This window comes from Flectobacillus sp. BAB-3569, from assembly GCF_002270355.1.
In the GTDB taxonomy this organism is placed as follows: Bacteria; Bacteroidota; Bacteroidia; order Cytophagales; family Spirosomataceae; genus Flectobacillus; species Flectobacillus roseus.
Genome location: NZ_NJFZ01000004.1, coordinates 186,958 through 205,315 on the forward strand (window position 1 = coordinate 186,958; position 18,358 = coordinate 205,315).

At 36.9% G+C, this 18,358-nt stretch carries 17 protein-coding genes; 5 read left to right on the forward strand and 12 right to left on the reverse strand.

Annotated elements, in window-relative coordinates; genetic code table 11:
- Positions 1–107: 107 nt before the first annotated feature.
- On the forward strand, positions 108–1,511 hold the full coding sequence (locus BWI92_RS03680) for a tetratricopeptide repeat protein (RefSeq protein WP_095160774.1): 1,404 nt from the start codon (positions 108–110) through the stop codon (positions 1,509–1,511).
- A 61-nt stretch (positions 1,512–1,572) separates the two neighbouring features.
- On the opposite strand, the gene BWI92_RS03685 is transcribed toward BWI92_RS03680, so the two are convergent.
- The 6 genes from BWI92_RS03685 to rpmB form a co-directional block, all read right to left on the reverse strand.
- On the reverse strand, positions 1,573–2,109 hold the full coding sequence (locus BWI92_RS03685) for an RNA polymerase sigma factor (RefSeq protein WP_095160775.1): 537 nt from the start codon (positions 2,107–2,109) through the stop codon (positions 1,573–1,575).
- Positions 2,110–2,215: 106 nt separating this feature from the next.
- Positions 2,216–2,929, reverse strand: coding sequence for a head GIN domain-containing protein (locus BWI92_RS03690; RefSeq protein ID WP_095160776.1), 714 nt, complete (start codon positions 2,927–2,929; stop codon positions 2,216–2,218).
- A 78-nt stretch (positions 2,930–3,007) separates the two neighbouring features.
- A complete protein-coding gene (gene moeB, locus BWI92_RS03695) occupies positions 3,008–4,135 on the reverse strand; it encodes a molybdopterin-synthase adenylyltransferase MoeB (protein WP_095160777.1) in 1,128 nt (375 codons plus the stop codon).
- A gap of 153 nt (positions 4,136–4,288) precedes the next feature.
- Complete coding sequence (locus BWI92_RS03700) at positions 4,289–5,098, reverse strand: hypothetical protein (RefSeq protein WP_095160778.1); 810 nt, start codon at positions 5,096–5,098, stop codon at positions 4,289–4,291.
- A 129-nt stretch (positions 5,099–5,227) separates the two neighbouring features.
- Complete coding sequence (locus tag BWI92_RS03705) at positions 5,228–6,037, reverse strand: hypothetical protein (RefSeq protein WP_095160779.1); 810 nt, start codon at positions 6,035–6,037, stop codon at positions 5,228–5,230.
- Positions 6,038–6,189: 152 nt separating this feature from the next.
- Positions 6,190–6,429: a 50S ribosomal protein L28 gene (gene rpmB, locus BWI92_RS03710; RefSeq protein ID WP_095160780.1), complete on the reverse strand. Its 240-nt coding sequence runs from the start codon at positions 6,427–6,429 to the stop codon at positions 6,190–6,192.
- Positions 6,430–6,745: 316 nt separating this feature from the next.
- Between rpmB and BWI92_RS03715 the strand changes: the two genes are divergently transcribed.
- Together BWI92_RS03715 and BWI92_RS03720 are read left to right on the forward strand one after the other, a co-directional pair.
- Positions 6,746–7,810, forward strand: a complete 1,065-nt coding sequence (locus BWI92_RS03715; RefSeq protein ID WP_095160781.1) for an endonuclease/exonuclease/phosphatase family protein — start codon at positions 6,746–6,748, stop codon at positions 7,808–7,810.
- A gap of 54 nt (positions 7,811–7,864) precedes the next feature.
- On the forward strand, positions 7,865–8,362 hold the full coding sequence (locus BWI92_RS03720) for a DUF456 domain-containing protein (RefSeq protein WP_095160782.1): 498 nt from the start codon (positions 7,865–7,867) through the stop codon (positions 8,360–8,362).
- 121 nt (positions 8,363–8,483) lie between these two features.
- On the opposite strand, the gene BWI92_RS03725 is transcribed toward BWI92_RS03720, so the two are convergent.
- From BWI92_RS03725 to BWI92_RS03735, 3 genes are all read right to left on the reverse strand, one after another.
- Positions 8,484–9,407: an alpha/beta hydrolase gene (locus BWI92_RS03725; RefSeq protein ID WP_095160783.1), complete on the reverse strand. Its 924-nt coding sequence runs from the start codon at positions 9,405–9,407 to the stop codon at positions 8,484–8,486.
- Between the two features lie 629 nt (positions 9,408–10,036).
- On the reverse strand, positions 10,037–10,282 hold the full coding sequence (locus BWI92_RS03730) for a T9SS type A sorting domain-containing protein (RefSeq protein ID WP_229362673.1): 246 nt from the start codon (positions 10,280–10,282) through the stop codon (positions 10,037–10,039).
- Positions 10,279–10,923 carry a hypothetical protein gene (locus BWI92_RS03735; protein ID WP_095160785.1) on the reverse strand — a complete coding sequence of 215 codons (645 nt, stop codon included), beginning with the start codon at positions 10,921–10,923 and terminating at the stop codon, positions 10,279–10,281. The genes BWI92_RS03730 and BWI92_RS03735 overlap by 4 nt, the downstream gene beginning before the upstream one ends.
- 304 nt (positions 10,924–11,227) lie before the next feature.
- Between BWI92_RS03735 and BWI92_RS03740 the strand changes: the two genes are divergently transcribed.
- Positions 11,228–12,976, forward strand: coding sequence for a sensor histidine kinase KdpD (locus BWI92_RS03740; RefSeq protein ID WP_095160786.1), 1,749 nt, complete (start codon positions 11,228–11,230; stop codon positions 12,974–12,976).
- Between the two features lie 314 nt (positions 12,977–13,290).
- Complete coding sequence (locus BWI92_RS03745; protein WP_095160787.1) at positions 13,291–13,977, forward strand: response regulator transcription factor; 687 nt, start codon at positions 13,291–13,293, stop codon at positions 13,975–13,977.
- A gap of 191 nt (positions 13,978–14,168) precedes the next feature.
- Here the strand turns inward: BWI92_RS03745 and BWI92_RS03750 are convergent, their stop codons facing one another.
- The 3 genes from BWI92_RS03750 to BWI92_RS03760 all read right to left on the reverse strand — a co-directional run bounded on the left by BWI92_RS03750 (position 14,169) and on the right by BWI92_RS03760 (position 18,178).
- Positions 14,169–16,976: a pitrilysin family protein gene (locus BWI92_RS03750; RefSeq protein ID WP_095160788.1), complete on the reverse strand. Its 2,808-nt coding sequence runs from the start codon at positions 16,974–16,976 to the stop codon at positions 14,169–14,171.
- Between the two features lie 373 nt (positions 16,977–17,349).
- Positions 17,350–17,586 (reverse strand): hypothetical protein, encoded by a 237-nt coding sequence (locus tag BWI92_RS03755; RefSeq protein ID WP_095160789.1) that lies wholly within the window; start codon positions 17,584–17,586, stop codon positions 17,350–17,352.
- 4 nt (positions 17,587–17,590) lie between these two features.
- A complete protein-coding gene (locus BWI92_RS03760; RefSeq protein WP_095160790.1) occupies positions 17,591–18,178 on the reverse strand; it encodes a hypothetical protein in 588 nt (195 codons plus the stop codon).
- Positions 18,179–18,358 lie beyond the last annotated feature (180 nt).

An 18,358-nucleotide genomic window follows, 5' to 3' on the forward strand; every position in this document is an offset into this window, starting at 1 on the left:
CACTCAATAGGGTAAGGTTTGTTCTAACTCCGATATTTCCTCCTTACTTCTTGGATTAGATAATAGGTATTCAATCACAACGACTGATTTAATAAAATTCTTTTAACATGAAAAAACTCATTTTTACTCTTTTTTTGCTCCTTAGTAGTATTATTGTAACCACAGCCCAAGATGTAAATACTGCATTACGTTACCTTAAAATTGCTAACACCCTCCGCGAAGTAAAACAATTTGACCAGTCTGAAGAATATCTCAATAAAGCATTGGGAATGGTTCGTGGACGAAACGAATACTGGGAAGCTGCTATTTATGAAAACCTTGGCTTCTTGTATCGTGATCAAGAAAATATCCTTGAGGCTTCACGTAACTTCTCCAAAGCGATTGATATCTATAAGAAATTAAAAATGGGTATGAGCGAAAAAGCTATTTCGCAATTACTCGATGGCTTAAAAGAAGCTGAAGAACTTTATGCAGGTATCGACATCGGCTCGAAAGGTGTAAAGTTAAGTATCATTGGGGTAACCGTTTCGCCTAAAAAAGGTGTTACTTATAACCTCAAAAAGAGTATGTCAATCAATACTGAGCCTAGTGCTTTGACTCCTCAAGCTATCAAAGAAACTGCCATTGCTATCAAAGACTTGGTCGATACTGCTACTGTTCGTAACAACGTATTGTCTGACCGTATGTTTATTGTGATGAGTAGTGGATTAAAACAAGCTACTGACAAACAGCCTGGCAAAGAAGCAGAAGTAATTGCTGCCATTCGTGAGGCCTTGAAAAATCCAAATCAAAAAATTGATATTATTTCGGCAGAAGATGAAGCTAAATTTGGAGCACTTTCAATGGTAGCACCAGAGTTACACTTGTCATCATCAGTAATGGATATTGGCGGTGGAAACATCAAAGGTGGCTATTTGTTGAGCCGTACCAAATTTGAAGCAGTGAACTTCCCTTATGGTACAAAGGCTTTTGTGAAAATTGTGAAGAAAAAATTGCCAGATGCTAATTTGGAAGAATATACCAAAGGGGTAAACGACGAAGTAAAAGTGGTTGGCGAGGAATTAGCTCTTGAGCTTAACCGTAAAGTAGGTTTGAAAAATCGCAAAAACGTATTTTTATTGGGAGGTATTGTCTTTGTAATGAACTCATTCTTACACCCAGAGCGTGCTGCGATTATCGGTCGTCCAGTGGAAGTAAGTTTGGAAGATATTCGTAAATTCCGTCAAATGAGCGCTAGTAGCTACGAGGAGTTGATCAACCCAGATTTTTCTCGCGTGACAGATCCAGCCGTTCGTGCTATTGCTGAAGAAGACGTAAAGAATATCACTACGAAAATCTATAACCAACAAGATATTATTGCTGGTGCGGCATTGTTAGAAACTTTGATTAAAGAAATGAACCGTGATGGCGTTCAGAAACGCTTCTATTTCATCAAAGGTGGTGACGTAGCATGGATTAGCGGTTATGTATTCAAACTCATTTCTGACGAGTACCAAGCACGTAAGGAATAGACGAGTGGTGAATGATGAATTGTGAATTACTCATTCTTAATTCACAATTCACTAAATCTCATTAGGCAGCATAGTGCAATTTATGTTGATTAACATGTAATAAGTTTTCGATTTTATGAACAGCAATCGAATAGGTTGCTTTTAGTGCTCCTACAGATGTTCCTGTTATTCTAGCAATTTCTTCATAGCGCATTTCATCAAAATAGCGCATATTAAAAACCAAACGTTGTTTATCGGGCAAAGTCATAATGGCATTTTGAAGTGCCAACTGAATATCATCTCCTGAGATGAGCACATCATGATTATGGTCTGATGCAAATACTTCTGAAAAGTCTTCAATTTCGCAAAACTGCATTTTGCGTTTATTTCTCAAAAAATTGAGACATTCGTTGGTTGCAATACGGTATATCCAAGTAAATAATTGAGAATCGCCTCTAAAATTATCCAATCCTTGCCATACCTTCAAAAATACCTCTTGCGTCAAATCATCTGCATCATCATGCGAAATGACCATTTTACGCACATGCCAATAAATCTTACGCTGATATTTTTGTATTAACCAATTGAATAGAGATAGTTTATCTTGGGATGGCTTCATAACACAAGGGAATAGATTTTGTACATGACAAATTTGCCCTTAAAAGCAAAAATGCTTTATGATGGTATTCATAAAGCATTCATGATTGTGGTCAGCCTTTTGGCAACTATAAGCTTTTCACTTCGCCTCCCAAGTTGGATTTGATACTCTTTTGACTAGGATTTCCTTTGTACGTTAGCATACCTCCTGTACCTGCCGAAGCATCCAAGGATTGTGATGCGGCAACTTCGGCCATTCCTCCTGTATTTACTTTGGCATCGGTTTGCTCTGCTTTCAAATCAAAAGCGTGCAATTGTCCTCCTGTATTTACTCTTACTGACTGATATTTTGCTTTTCCTTCTAGCTTTACAATAGCTCCTTGCAAACTTGCTACTTCGAGGGTATTGAGGTCTAAATCGGCTTTAATGATTGCTCCAGAGCTACCTTCTAGTATCAAATGGTTTCCTGCTAAGACATTGCCAAACTGCAACTCGGCACCACGACCGCCCTTAATACTGCTCAAATCGGCACTATATACCACTTTGACTTCATAATAGCTTCCTGCGTTTGCCTTTTTGTCTTTTTCGGTAAGTTGTTTAAGAATTTTTGTTTTTACCGACAGCTCACCACCTGAGACGGAGATTGTCAAATCATCTAAACTGAGGTTTCCATGGGCTTCAGCTGTAACTTTATTGGCACTACCTTTTACGATTTCTACTTTCATAATACCCTGAAAGTCTACTTTAGTAAAAGCCTGAACAGTCATTTCTTGAGAGTTTTGAGCCCAAGCAGTCATACTTACTAAGAGTATTGCTATACTCGCCATCAATATTTTTCTCATTTCTACACAAACTTTAGGTTAAACATTACATCCTAGATGTAAAAACTAACGAAGAAGTTGCATCGATAGTGTCAAAATTTAGTAAGTATCCATTTGTGGGTCTATTTCGTAAGCCCAAGCATTGATACCCCCTGTGAGATTATAAAGATTATCGAATTGGTGATTTTGCTCCAAAAACTGAATAACCGAAGCCGAACGCATACCATGATGACAATACACCACTACAGGCTTGTCACGTGGGATATGTTTGATATTATTAGGGACATGATTCATCGGAATCAATACCGAATTGTCGAGATGACAAATTTCATATTCATTTGGATTACGAACATCTAGGAGAAATAAATCTTCTTGAGCCTCAAGCTTCTCTTGTAATTCCTCCACTGAAAGTGTTTTCATAATATTTGTTTTACAGGCAATTTCTTCTTGTTCTTGTGTCTCAGACTGGCGGGCAAGTTGCTCGGCGTCTGGACGGCGTTTTACTTTTATTTTTCTAGAAGTATTTTCTAATAAATCTATCATCAAAAACTCACCGCTCAATACTTTGCCTATCCCTGTTACCATTTTTACGACTTCGTTGGCTTGGTACATACCGAGTGTGCCAGGCAAAATACCCAATACGCCAATAGTAGCACAGTTAGGAATTTCTAGTTCTGAGGGTTGTTCGGGAAACAAGCAACGATATGTAGGTCCTTGCTGACCACTGGCATCGGTGTAATTAAATACCGAAACTTGCCCTTCAAACTGGTGGATTGCTCCGTAGACAAAAGGCTTATTGAGCTTGACACAAATATCATTAATCAAATAACGAGTTGTGAAGTTATCGGTACAGTCTACTACGATATCATATTGTTGGATATACTGAAGGGCATTTTCTTTTTTGAGTCTATGTAAAATGGCTTCCACTTCGATAGTGTCATTCATAGCCAAAAGACGCTTAGTAGCCACTAATGCTTTAGGATTACCAATATCTTCGACTTTGTATAAAACCTGACGTTGAAGATTGGTCAAATCTACGGCATCATTGTCGATAATTCCAATTTTTCCGATACCTGCTGCGGCCAAATAGAGAAGTACGGGACAACCCAAACCACCAGCTCCTACCACGAGCACTTTGGTAGATTTGAGTTTTTCTTGTCCTTCAATACCTATTTGAGGAAGTAATAAATGTTTTTGATAACGAGTTTTTTCAGAAGATGTCAGCATAGTATATTGAGGTATTAAGTTGTCAGGAGTTAATCATATCACCGACAAGCAATAACTAAACGGTTATCGAGCGCTATTTTGTTTCATAAATTTAAAATAAAATGACGCGTTGGTTGTAGATATATTGGAGTGCTGTGTTTAAAAAACATGATTTCACTTATATTTCACATATTCCCATTTTTCCATGTCAAAATAACCACGTGTAAAATATTTTTTATCTAATGGCTTATCATCTAAGTAGTAATGTATATCCTCTAACTCATTCAAAATACCACTCGGTGGGACTTCTATCACAATTTTGTTCCATGGTTCCCAAAACTCTTTCATGATCCCATGCGTGACATTGTATTGATCTAAGATACCCTCCTTAAGAACTGTCAACACATTTTCAACGCTATCTTGATAAGATTGACCAGTATTATCCATAAAATCAAACACAGGCTTTATTTGGTTTCTACCATTCCTATAGTGTAAATCAACAACTGGCTCACCTGCTCTAATTTCAAGAGTCATTATAATCTTAGCATATTTTTTCTTAAAATTGATATCAGGTAATTGATAATCTAATAAGTCATCTGCAACAATATGAGGAAATCTCTGTGAAAGCAGTGCAGCTTCTTTAAATTCCTCATTGTAAAGTCGTTCTTCATCAAACCAGTATTTAAACTGATAATTTCCATCAGGATATAATGTGATTAGTATATCACTATATATTTCACCATGATTAGCTTTGTATATTAGTAGCTCTTTTAATCCATCATAGTATTCCGAAATAAATTCTTTTTTTCGAACAAGAATATTAGAGAGCGACTCATCATAAAAATATATACCAATAGAGGTACGGATATTTTTTACATCCCTTCCTGTCTGACAAGATACTTTAATCACTTGATTTTGATTCTCTTCTAATAAGTCTTTACGACAGAACTCTGCAATTTGCCGTTCTTTGATAGATGTATCCATTTTTCGCGATAATTAAAACTCTAATATATGTTTATGGTTCTTCTCTTAAATAGCATGAGTATCTAGTTTGAAAGAAAAACTATTTCACTTTTAAAACATGTAGCCTATCGGAGATAAAAGCAACCATATTTACTTATATTTCACATATTCCCATTTTTCCATGTCAAAATAACCACGTGTAAAATACTTTTTATCCAATGGTTTATCATCTAAGTAATAATGTATATCCTCTAACTCATTCAAAATACCACTTGGTGGGACTTCTATCACGATTTTGTTCCATGGTTCCCAGAACTCTTTTAATATCCCATTTGTAATATTATCCTGATTTAATAAGCCATACCCTATAAGCTTTAATATTTTGTCCACACTTTCTTTATATGATTGGCTAGTATTATCTGTGAAGTTAAACACAGGCTTTATTTGGTTTCTACCATCTATATATTGCAAATTAATAACTGCTTGTCCTGCTTTTATTTCAAGTGTTATTACAATTTTAGAGTATCTTTTCTTAAAGTTGATGGCTGGTAAATCGTAACAGATCAGGTCATTTGCAATAGAATGAGGAAATCGTTGAGAACGTAGCGATGCTGAGTGAAACTCATTTTTATAAACTCGATTCTCATCAAACCAATATTTAAACTGATAATTTCCATCAGGATATAATGTGATCAGCAAATCACTATAGATTTCACTATTATCAGCCTTATGAATTAGGAGTTCTTTCACTCCATCAAAATATTCTGTAGTAAATTCTCCTTTTTTACATAAAATATTAGCCAGAGACTCATCATAAAAATAAACCCCTAATGAGTCATTATCAACTCTTATATCTCTCCCCGCTAAACAATAGACTTTAATCACTTGACTTTGATTCTCTTCCAATAAGTCTTTACGACAGAACTCTGCAATTTGCCGTTCTTTGATAGATGTATCCATTTTTCGCGATAGGTTTATGATTCATTATTACTCATTAATCAGGTAGCTTTGGTCTAGAATAATAGCTTGATAAGTCAAAACTCAATACAAAATAAAAGCCTCTTCGCAATATAATTACGAAGAGGCTTTAAAATTGTCGGAGACAAGTATAACTAAACGTTCAATGTTCCTTTACGAGCAGCGTCAATCAAAGAAGCTTCCAAACCTTTCTTGTTGATTGTACGGATTGCTTTCGCTGAAACTTTCAAAGTTACCCATACACCTTCAGACTCTAAAAAGAATTTTTTAGTGTGCAAGTTTGGATAAAACTTTCTTTTAGTTTTGTTATTAGCGTGAGAAACGTTGTTACCCACTTGAGTTTTCTTTCCTGTTAATTGACAAACCTTCGCCATGATAAAAATGCGTTAATTGTTTATGTGTTAATCGCCTCACTATCAAACAATTCTTTACTATAATTGACCTTTCTACTAAATATTAATACATTTTTATCAAAAGGCTTTGTAATAATTCAGAATTAAACTTAATGCTGTATTCGGCGATGTAATAGACTTGATAATCAGTGTTTTCTGAAATTGGAACGCAAAAGTATGAATTATTTTGTAAACTAGCAATTTATTATGAAAAGATTTATGCTATCATATCAAGTTTTCGCAAATTCTATCGTTTTTGAAAGAAAACCTGCCAAATTTGTATATCAAATAATACCTTATGATAAAAAAGATCGCCACTTCTTTGCTTTGGCTCAGCAGTTTACCACTGTGTATGTACACCTTGTTTGCGTACTTTTTGGGCTATACCATCGTATGGGAACATTGGTTCGCGGGGTTTGTGATGATGTCCATTCCTATAGCCCAAGGCGCTTGTTTAATACTGGGGCTCATCTGGTTGTATATTCGTCCGTCCAGAGCTTGGGTATTTTTGATTATTTGGTTTATGGGCTGGCCTTTTACGGTACGAACCTTTCAGCTTTCGCCAAGTCATGACAAAACAGAAGACGACCTAAGTGTTTTGAGTTATAATGTATTTAGCTTTCAAGGGCTAAAGCCATCTGACAAAGAATCCTTGTTTGACTATGTCGAACACTTCGACGCTGATATCAAATGCTTTCAGGAGTTTAGTAAAACCTCTAACGAAGAAGGAAAATTTGCCGCAGATTTACTCAAAAAAGAATATCCCTACAGAGCCATCAATGCTGACCCAAAAGGTTATTACTCAACTTTAGTAATCTATTCAAAATATCCTATCATCAACAAAAAAGGCAAGGCTTTCCCTGGGAATAGTACAAGTAATGGGTATTTATTAGCTGATATTATTTTCAAAAAAGATACCGTTCGTATTATCAACCTACAACTACAGTCTATGGGCATCCGTGTCGGAAAAGTAGCCCAAGCTTTCACTAAAAAAGATGAAGCCTTGGTAAAAACCGAAGGACGGGATATTTTATCATCTTTGAAAAAAGGCTTTATTGACCATGCGCGCGAAATTAAGTCTATCGAAAAGCTTATTGATGAAAGTCCATATCCTGTTATAGTTTGTGGTGATTTTAACGAAGTACCTTATGGACTAGCGTACGGGCACGTGAGAGACAGATTAGAAAATGCTTTTGAGCGAGCAGGTAATGGATTTGGTTTTACGTTAAATAGAAGTCCTAAATTTGTTCGAATCGACAATCAGTTTTTTAGTGATAAAATAAAAATACAGTCTTTTACTACACATAGCGAAATCAAATATTCTGATCATTATCCTATTTCGGCATCATATCAGTTACCTTAATTGGAGCTATCGGGTATCAGCTAAAATTCAAAACCTGTTAAAATTTGTATCTCCATGGACATTATTCTGACTATTCTTGCGATTGGCTTATTACTTGGTGGCTTGGCAGGGGCTGTACTTCCTATCCCAGGTCCACCATTGAGTTTGGCAGGTATGTTTTGTTTACACTACACCCGCTTTGTCGAGTTCAATAAAAGTACCTTGGTGGTCTTCACTGTACTGACAGTAGCAATGGCTATTTTTGACTACTATGCGCCCGTTTGGGGAACCAAAAAGTTTGGGGGAAGCAAATACGGAGCCATCGGGTCTACGATAGGTTTATTGGTCGGAATGTTCTTTATTCCAGCGGTTGGTATGTTATTAGGTGCATTTTTAGGGGCGCTAGTTGGCGAACTTATCAATGGGGCAGATTTCTCAAAAGCGCTGAAAGCTGCTATTGGTTCGTTCATAGGGCTTATTACGGGTATGGTCGGAAAAATTGCCTTATGTCTTGCCATGTTACTCTGGTCAGGCTTTGCCCTTGGTGAATATATTATGATTATGTTTTTTTGAGAAAACGTAACGATTGCGGATTTCGGAAATAAAGAAAAAGACCTTTATTCTTTACAAAATAGAGAAGCCTACCCTTCCGAAATCCAACATCCGATAACCGCAAAACATTCCTGTTGCGTCTCTACAAAGTCCATTTCAGTAGCCATTTTACTAAAGTTCGTGGTTCGCAAATAGACCATGAATGAGGATTTCGCGTCTTTTGTTGGCGTCGCCAGCCTTGGTCTTTGGTCACAATCAATTCGGATTGAGTTGCACCCAAAATTTTCAAGGTATTAATCATTGCCACACAGTCGATGGCATTAATATCATACAAATCTCTATTTCTTTCCTGCATTTGCCATTCAACAGCTATTTCAGTATACAGCCTCAGAGGAATTTTCTTTAACCAATCAAGCTGATTGAGGTCTTTTGATTGATATGAAAAGCACGACAAATCCCGATATTTTTGAGGATTATCTTCGGGAGTACCTTCAAATTCTGTTTTAAGTCTTTCTACCAAATATTTAGCCTCTTCGCTAGCAATAGCCGATTGACTGAGCCAGATAGTTCGCTCGATAGATTGATAGAAACGAGCAAAATCTAATGGCGGATCTATCCCAAAAATAGCTTTTGGAATATGAGTATTCTGCTCAACCAAACGCTTTGCTAACCTGATAGCTCCGCTTCCACCCAGTGAAAACCCTCCTAAAAAGAAAGGCGTTTTATGGAGTTTTAATCTTTCGGAAGTTTTGCTTACAATAGATTCAAGCGCTTTTTGAGAAAGCTCATCTATGTAAAATGACGGAGGACTGGCATTCAAAAAAGGAATAATTACCAACACACCATTCTGCGCTGCTACGACGGGGATGTCTGATTCTCTTAATACAGATTCAGGGGTTTCGCCAAAACCTGGCAATAATAGCAACCAGCCCTTGGGCGCATGAACGGGATGGATTTCGAGTTGGTATTTTACTAAGACCTCATCTGAATACTGATAAGTTTGGCGTTTTTGAGCCAGCCCTGTCCATGTCAAAAACAAGAAAGCTATTAGTAATTTAGTCTTCATGGGTAAAAGAAGTTATCAGTTAATAGTATATCAGTTATTGGGTTGAACTCATCATCAGAAGGATACTATTCAAGTAATTCTAACTATTGCAGATGGGGGGATTTCTGATTTCGGAAATAAAGTAAAACACTTTTATTTTTTACAAAATAGAAAAACTTACACTTCCGAAATTCAACTTCCGATATCCGAAATAAATGTTTTTTGTAATCCTTCGTACAGCCCTCTCAACTCGTAATTCAGCACTCATACTTATTCTATCAAAAAAATGCCATCAGCTTTCACCGATGGCATTATGACTGGATAAGTTATTACGCAAAATAAACTTAAATTTTTGAGCTTACGGCTTTCAGCTATGGGCAATCGGTAAAAAATATATCCATCGTTCTAATTACTGGACAAAAAGAGAAAAGGTATTTAGACTTTTTCAATGAATGTTTAAAAACAGTTTAAAACTGTTAAAAAATGAGTCCAAGACTAAGTCTTGAACTAGTAACTTCAATTTTGTCCAGTAATCAGTCCATCATTACTAAAAAACATTTAACACTCTTTGCCTTGTGTCTGTTGCCTGTTCCCTAAAACACACAAATCAAATCTAATTTTGCAGCAACACTTAATTCTATTAAATACTTTTATTCTACCACTACACGCTTAACGGTACCATCTTCATTTTGTGTAACAGTAACGAACAAAGTGCCTTTTGTGTTTTTCTTCAAGTCTACTTGACCCATAAATTCACCTTCAAAGTCTTTTACCACCTGATGACCCACTTCTTTACCATTCACATCAGTAACCGAAATCGTCACATTTCCCTTTTGAGGGGCATCAAAACGAAGGTTCAGTTTTGCGTCAAAAGGCTTATTAGGATATACTCTCAAGCCATGAATCGTTTTGGACTCACCCATACCAGAAAAAGTACCATTTCCATCAAAAAGAGCAGATTTCTAGCTCCATTTTGTAGGCTTTTCAAACGCGGTTGAGCTTTCGCCATCCATTCCTCTGTATTAAAATCCTTGAATTTTTTCTGCATCTCTTTATCCATGCCTTTAAAGTCGAAGTTGAAATTCAAGTTTTCTTCATCACCATTCAACTCACGTTCAATCGTTTGACCATCTTTTTTGATGATAATACGACGTTTCATATTTTTACCAGGACGAGCCATAGCAAGAGAGTCACCATCACTAAATGAGAATGACTGGATTTCAACATCATCCTTTTTCTGATCGTCTTTATCAGCAAAAATCTTCATTTTAATTTTTGCTTTTGGGCCATCAGCTTTTGCCATAAGTGAATCTGTAATATCAGAAACCAACTTTTCTTTGGCTTCGCTACTCAAACCCTCCACATTATAATTACGTTCGAAAACCTCCTTTTTGCCATTTTCGGTTGTTTCGACATGTACTTTCAATTTTCCGTCTTTCTCCTGAACTGTTTGAGAAATACTCTTACTTTGTGCAAATGATGATACACTTGCCAAGCACAAAATAGCTACGCTCAATGATTTAATTGTGACCTTCATAGTTTTGTAAATTTTAATGGAACAACGTACAAATTATCGTTTCCAAACGCTAGTGGTAAATGCGTTTTTGTTATCAGGAACAAACATAATGAACCGATTCAATATCAAAGCGTTGAACTCTGTTAAAAGATGTTAAAAGGGCTTTATGGTAATACTATTCCTTCTAATTTTGCGATATACCTTTTGAATTGATTCACACGACCAATGCGTTTGAACGTTTCAAAGAAACCACTTTAAACAAAATGTTGCATCAATACCTTGAATTTGATGTAATTAGCAAAGCACTAATTGGCTTGACATTCGCATGACAAAACGTAAGATTCAATATATTATCGCCCTGATGGCATTTGGCTCGCTAGGGTTAATCATCTTCCAATTTTACTGGTTGGGCTTTACACTTCGTGCCAAAAACGAACAATTTGGCAGCGATGTCCGTGATGCCATGCAACGAGTAGTAAGACGATTGGGACAACAAGAGTTTTTTTATTTGGCAAAACAAAAAATGGAGATTGAAGAAAAGCAAAAGCAATTAGTTGCCATTGCGAATCCTACTCCCCCAAAAGCCAAAGAAACTCATAAAGTACCCGCTGCTACTAAAACTTATCCTAATTTGCCTGCAGGAATCGAAGCTCTCGCCAAAAGCTCATTGCCTTCCGATATTTTGGTATCTAAAAGCACCGAAATTTTGCCTAATGGCGAAGTTCGCGAATATGAGGAATGGTCGGTGAATATGGACATGGAGGAAGTACAAAAAAGACTTAATGAGAATAAGCGTTTGGACGAAATTTTAGCAGAAGCACTAAATAATCACGCCACTGTAGCTAAATACAAGCAAGATTCGGCGAAGAAAGCGCAAAAACTAGCTGAAAAACGCAAGCAAGAACAAAAAGCTAAAGCTCATCAACAAGATTTACTAGCTCATGAGCATACCGATATCGACTCGCAAGGACAGATGGCCAAAGAGGTATTGAGCGATTTTCTTTTCAAGAAACGTAAAATTACTGAGCGAATCAACTTCATTGTTTTAGATTCTCTATTAAAACAGGAAATTAAAAACAAAGGCATTTCGCTACCTTTTGAATATGGCATTAGTACAAAAGAAGCACCAGTATTACATTATGCCTCTTCGTTGAAATACAAGGAAAATGGCTTGAAAAGTGACAAAGACACATACATCGTAAACCTTTTCCCAAATGACTTAAATGCCTCTGAGAGCTATTTGAGATTGTATTTTCCCAATCAAGATCGCTATATTATTCGTACCATGTGGGTGATGTATGCAAGTTCATTGATGTTGATTTTGGTGATGCTCGGATGTTTTTATATTGCTGTCAATACGATTGTGAAACAAAAGCATTTGGCTGATATCAAAAACGATTTTATCAACAATATGACCCATGAGTTCAAAACGCCTATTTCGACTATTTCGTTGGCTACTCAGATGCTACAAGACAACGATGTAGCTGCCAGCAAAACGATGTTTAGTCGTTATTTGAATATCATCAAGGAAGAAAACAAACGACTAGGTTCGCAGGTAGAGAAGGTATTACAAACCGCCCAAATGGAGCGTGGAGAGTTAAAACTCAAACTAGGCTTAGTTAATGTGCATCAGGTAATAGAGCACGTTCTGGAAAATATGAGCCCACAAATCGAGCTTCGTGAAGGTGATTTGAGCTTTGATTTTAAAGCAGACAACCCCGAAATAGAAGCGGATGAAGTGCATCTTACCAATATAATTTTTAACTTGCTCGACAACGCCAACAAATATTCACCCGAAAAGCCTCAAATTTCTATTCAAACAGAGGAAACACCCGAAGGTATTGCCATCAGAGTTTCTGACAAGGGCATTGGGATGACAAAAGAGTCTATCAAGAATATTTTTGAGAAGTTTTATCGTGTGCCTACAGGTAATCTTCACGATGTCAAAGGCTTTGGATTAGGCTTGAGTTATGTCAAAAAAATCGTAGAAGAACATAAAGGTAAAATCCGTGTACAAAGCAAACTAGGTGAAGGTAGTACTTTCGAAATTATTTTACCCATTGCTAAAAGTTAATTAAGTGTTAGTACAGAAGTAGATTTGAGCTTTGTATTTTAGGCACAAGGCAAAGAGTGTTAAAGTGTTTTTTAATAACCACAGCCATACTTTTCCCAAAGCCCACCGCCGAAAGCCGTTACCTGAAAGCCCAAAGCACAATCGTAAATTTTATTCTGAATACTAACTTAAGTCAAAGGGGGTTCTAATAAACCGAAGGAGACATTTTAGCCTAATACCTATCGCTTTTTGCCTATTGCACAATAAAGGAACGCACTTTTACTACATTGGAATCCTTACCTATTCCATCGACAACACGTATAACGTTACACATTATGAATAAAATCTTATTGGCCGAAGACGACCCTAATTTAGGACAGCTTTTGCAGGAATATCTTACCATCAAAGGTTTTGAAGCCACCTTAGCCAAAGATGGTGATGATGCGCTTTCGAAGTTTGTATTGACAGATTATGATTTATGCATCTTTGATGTCATGATGCCTAAAAAAGATGGGTTTACTTTGGCAAAAGAGGTACGAATGTCTGATAAAGATACACCTATCATATTTTTGACAGCTAAAGCCATGAAAGAAGATACTTTGCAAGGTTTTAAAGTGGGCGCTGATGATTATATGACCAAGCCCTTTTCGATGGAGGAGCTTTTGGCACGTATCCAAGCAATCTTGAGAAGAAGCCAAAAACAAGCTACCGACAATGCTGTTAAAAGTAATACTTTCGTGATAGGCGCTTATGAGTTCGATTCCGAAAAACAACTACTATTTCATGCCTCAGGTCAGCAAAAATTAACTTCGAAAGAAAGTGAGTTACTCAAATTACTTTGCGAAAATATCGGCAAACCAGTCAGTCGTAGCTTTGCATTGAAGATGGTTTGGGGCGACGATACCTATTTCAATGCTCGAAGTATGGATGTTTATATCACCAAACTGCGTAAGTTTTTTAAAGAAGAACCAACTATTCAAATCATCAATCTCCACGGAGAAGGATTTAAGTTGATGAGCTAATACTTAGTCAGAAATAGAGTGATTTGTGATTGAGAGAATGAGTGATTATGTTAAAAATTATCTTATTGCAGTAGAGACGTAATACTTTACGTCTAAGGCGGTAGGATTTTGAAATAGACCATTAAAAAAGGCGTTCGAAAAATTCATTTCGAACGCCTTTTTTAATGAAAATTTAGAGATTTATCTCAGTTCTATTTTTTCTCTGGTAAAAGAATAACTTTAATAAAGTCTTTACCTAAGTATTGGTTAGCTGCTTTTTTAGTGCTTTCTACCGTTACTTGTTTCATCAAAGTTTCTTCTTTTAATACATCTTTCAAGTCTTCTTTGTACTGATATTGTCCTTGAAGATATCCTAACCAGAAACCGTTTTCACGTAACTGAACTTCTGTTTGACGTTTTGATTCAGCTTTGAATTTATCGATGTCTGTTTGTTCAGCACCTTTTGTTTGTACTGCAGTAATTTCTACCAAGGTACGAGCCACCAATTTTTCTACATTTTCAGGAGCACAAGCAAAACCAATTCTAAAGCTATAACGAGCCGACGGAATTTTTGAAGCCGAACCTCCTACTTGTACACCATAAACACCTGCTTCTTCCTCACGTAATTTTTCAATCAATTTGATTTCTAATACTTCAGAAAGTGCCTCGATTTGCTTATCTGATTCGGCGTTGTACACCAACGGTCCCGACCATACCATTGTTACTCTAGCTTTTGGTTCTGTGCCTTTGTAAACGGTTTTTTCGACCTTACCTTTTGGCGGATAAATCCCCAAATCTTTAGCAACTTCTTTACGCTTTAATGAAGGTAAAGCACCCAAATATTTTTCAAATAAAGGTTGAGATTCTTTCAAGTTGATATTACCCACAAAGAAGAACGTAAAGTCTGAGGCATCGGCAAAGCGCTCTTTGTAAATAGCGAAAGCTTTATTTGCATCAATTTTCTCAATACGTTCGGCCGTAATAGGCATACTACGTGGGTGATAGCTCGACAATACCGCAGTCAATGAATCACTATATACTTTTTCTGGTGTCAACGTTTTTTGTTGGCTCAATAATCCATCACGCTGATTACTCAAAAATCCTTTTACTACCTCAGCATCCAAACGTGGTTGCATGAAATAACTGTAAATCAACTCCAATGCTGTTTCAAAATCCTTTGGCGTCGACGAGCCACTGATACCTTCGGTAGTCGCTCCGATATATGGTGCAATTCTTACCGTTTTACCTGTCAACAATTTGCGTAAATTGATAGTGTTAAACTCTCCTACGCCCGAAATAGAGGCAATTGTTGAAGCCAATTTTGCATTATCTGCATCTTTATCAGCATACAAGTTTGAACCACCAACACTGTAACCGCTAATTAAGATTTCGTCGTTTTTAAAATCTGTCGATTTTACCACTACTTTTACGCCATTGCCCAAAGTCAATTCTGTCACCCCGATTTCTGGAATTTGCTTGGTAGCAACCACTTTACTTCCTTTTTGTAATTTTTCAATCAATGGTTTTTGTACAGATTGGTCAACGTAAGCTGTTACATCTTTACCAGTATTGTTCAACAATTCTTTGATTTTTTCGGCAGAAGGCAACTTGTCTTTATCTTTTTCTGGCGCCATCAAAACCACTGCACGGTTGTCATCAGTAATCAAAGCTTTAGCAGCAGCGTTGATATCCTCAAGTTTGATTGTCTCGATATACTTTTTCGTAAAATCATAACCAAACTCAATAGAAGTCAAGACTTCATCTTCTAAAAATGCACTCACCAAACCATCTACCAAATCTTCTGAGCTAGTTTTATCTTTTTCTTTAAAAGCATTTTCTTGGCTTACTAAATACATTTTTTTAGCACGCTCAAATTCGCTTGCGTTAAAACCAAACTTTTTGGCACGAGCAGTTTCTTCCAAAATAGCTTTCAAACCTCCTTCGATATTGTCGCCTTTGGCTACTACAATCGAGCTAAAGCCGTCGAGGTTACTCAAGAAACCGCTATATCCTGCTTGTCCATACAAAAACGGAGGATCAGCCTTTTGTGTGAGTTCCTGAATACGAGAAGAGAGCATAATATTAAACAACGAACGAACGATACCATCACGACGGTCTTGGTAAGTTACATCTTTCTTCTTTGGCTGTTTCGAGATTACCTGAATCACCGTATTGGGTTGTTCTGGGTCTGTAACGATGGCAACGTCTGTTCCGCCAGTCAACGGAATATCATATTTCACTCTTGGTTTTGGATTTGCTACCGCAGGAATTGCGCCGAATTTTTCTTTAATCATTTTTTCGACCATATCCACATCCACATCACCTACTACCGCCACGGCTTGTAAGTCGGGACGATACCAATCTTGATGAAATTGTTTTAAAACATCATATTTGAAGTTTTTCAAAATATCATCTTTCCCGATAGGCAAACGCTTGGCATATTGAGAGTTGTTCAAAATCAAAGGAAAATACTTGTCACGCATACGAGCTTGAGCACCTTTCCCCAAACGAGATTCTTCTAATACAACACCACGTTCTTTGTCGATTTCGCTAGGTTCGAGCGTTGCATTATGCGCCCAGTCTTCCAGAATTTGGATACCTTTTTTGAAAACTTCGATCGAGTCAGTTGGTACAGGAAGCATATACACCGTTTCGTCGAAACCTGTGTAAGCATTTAAGTCAGCACCAAAACGAACCCCTGATTTTTGAAGGAAGTTAACCAATTCATTTTTCGGGAAGTTTTTGGTACCGTTAAAGTTCATGTGCTCCATAAAGTGCGCCAAGCCCTGTTGCTCGTCGGTTTCGAGCACCGAACCAGCTTTTACCATCAAACGCAACTGAGCACGGTTTTTAGGTTCTGCATTTTTCTGGATAAAATATTTCATTCCATTGGGCAATACGCCCACACGCACCGACGGATCCATGGGTAGTTTTTGGCTCAAATCGGTTTGTCCATAGCCTACAAAGCTCAAAGAGATTCCTAAAGCGACTGTAGCAATTAGGTGAACAACTTTTTTCATGAAAGTTTTAAAGTTATGAGATTTAAAAAGTATTGATTCATACAACAAGACCTACTTATCGTATCTTCCAAATTTAATGAATGTTTTGATTTCACTCTATTATTCGGTAAAAATTAAAACCAGAAACATGCGCGTTTTACTATTGAGTGAGTTGAGATTGAGTGAATGAGTGATAATTTGACCCTTGCCATTAAAATAAAAATGGTGTAGCATCAACCCTTGCAGTTGTCGCCTTCAAAATGGCAACCACAAGGGTCGATGCTACACCAAAAATATGTTACTTGTTCAAGATTGAGTCTATTACTAGTTCAAGACTTAGTCTTGAACTTATTTTTTTATTACAGTTTCTAAACTGTAATAAAAAAATAATTACTTAACTCATCTGTTTGAACCTCTTTTTCAAAATCAGCAATGCAATATGTAACGCTACGGTAATACTTACGATTTTGACCCCATTAGCCTCCTCCCAAAAATTAGGGTCTTGATATACTTTAAAAGCAATAATTGCCAATATAAGGATAAGGACTGTTTGGAAAAAGCTCATTATGCCAATCATCACCTGAACGATGAGCTGGCGAAGACCATCAAAACCGCGTTTTTCGTTTACCATAAGCTTAAAAGAAGAAGCCTCCTACTCTGATAACGATTGGGCTACCATAAGGAGACGCAATCCTATTAGATGAATAGCTAAAGTTATACAAGGCTGAAATCTGAAAGCCCCCATATCCTAACCCAACACCTGCCAAAAATTGAGGGTCATAATTGAGTTTAAATGTTCCAGCACTACCATAGTACTGCTGTACCTCCCCTTGTGCAAATGCTTTAGACAAAATAGACTCCAAGAAACGAAGACGATATTGGGTAAAAAGTCTAGGCCCGTACAGGTTGTAAGCTGCTGCACCAGTGTATTTGGTATATTGATAATCTACAGCCAGCCCAACTGTCATTTCGTTTGTTAGTAAATAACCAGCCATTGGCGAAACAGAAATAAGCGTTGGGTTGCCAAACTGTAAGCCACCAATACCGCCCCCAAACTTCAATCTTTCGCGGAAAGATAAATCTCTCACATCTGGTTCTTCATTTTCTTCAGCGTCGAGGTCACCCGTTGCGCCATCTTGTTTGATTACAACAGGCTCTTGCGCCCAGCTTTTTGTTATGTTACCTGCGGTTAGTAAGCAGAGAATAAGAAGTATTTTTTTCATGGTTTGAAAATTAATCTATTGTGTTTCAATAAGCTATAGATGTTTCATCTATCAACAAAAAGACGTTATCATCAAACAAATAGGCTTATTAGTACAACCTATTTGTTTTTTTGTCTGAATAAACCATCATCCTTTATTCATAAAGACACATTTTACCCATCGTTTCGTTGCAATCACTTG

Excerpts from the sequence above, each read along its gene's own strand:
- BWI92_RS03680 (WP_095160774.1), top strand. The coding sequence starts at position 108 with ATGAAAAAACTCATTTTTACTCTTTTTTTGCTCCTTAGTAGTATTATT.
- BWI92_RS03685 (WP_095160775.1), bottom strand. The coding sequence starts at position 2,109 with ATGAAGCCATCCCAAGATAAACTATCTCTATTCAATTGGTTAATACAA.
- BWI92_RS03690 (WP_095160776.1), bottom strand. The coding sequence starts at position 2,929 with ATGAGAAAAATATTGATGGCGAGTATAGCAATACTCTTAGTAAGTATG.
- moeB (WP_095160777.1), bottom strand. The coding sequence starts at position 4,135 with ATGCTGACATCTTCTGAAAAAACTCGTTATCAAAAACATTTATTACTT.
- BWI92_RS03700 (WP_095160778.1), bottom strand. The coding sequence starts at position 5,098 with ATGGATACATCTATCAAAGAACGGCAAATTGCAGAGTTCTGTCGTAAA.
- BWI92_RS03705 (WP_095160779.1), bottom strand. The coding sequence starts at position 6,037 with ATGGATACATCTATCAAAGAACGGCAAATTGCAGAGTTCTGTCGTAAA.
- rpmB (WP_095160780.1), bottom strand. The coding sequence starts at position 6,429 with ATGGCGAAGGTTTGTCAATTAACAGGAAAGAAAACTCAAGTGGGTAAC.
- BWI92_RS03715 (WP_095160781.1), top strand. The coding sequence starts at position 6,746 with ATGATAAAAAAGATCGCCACTTCTTTGCTTTGGCTCAGCAGTTTACCA.
- BWI92_RS03720 (WP_095160782.1), top strand. The coding sequence starts at position 7,865 with ATGGACATTATTCTGACTATTCTTGCGATTGGCTTATTACTTGGTGGC.
- BWI92_RS03725 (WP_095160783.1), bottom strand. The coding sequence starts at position 9,407 with ATGAAGACTAAATTACTAATAGCTTTCTTGTTTTTGACATGGACAGGG.
- BWI92_RS03735 (WP_095160785.1), bottom strand. The coding sequence starts at position 10,923 with ATGAAGGTCACAATTAAATCATTGAGCGTAGCTATTTTGTGCTTGGCA.
- BWI92_RS03740 (WP_095160786.1), top strand. The coding sequence starts at position 11,228 with ATGACAAAACGTAAGATTCAATATATTATCGCCCTGATGGCATTTGGC.
- BWI92_RS03745 (WP_095160787.1), top strand. The coding sequence starts at position 13,291 with ATGAATAAAATCTTATTGGCCGAAGACGACCCTAATTTAGGACAGCTT.
- BWI92_RS03750 (WP_095160788.1), bottom strand. The coding sequence starts at position 16,976 with ATGAAAAAAGTTGTTCACCTAATTGCTACAGTCGCTTTAGGAATCTCT.
- BWI92_RS03755 (WP_095160789.1), bottom strand. The coding sequence starts at position 17,586 with ATGGTAAACGAAAAACGCGGTTTTGATGGTCTTCGCCAGCTCATCGTT.
- BWI92_RS03760 (WP_095160790.1), bottom strand. The coding sequence starts at position 18,178 with ATGAAAAAAATACTTCTTATTCTCTGCTTACTAACCGCAGGTAACATA.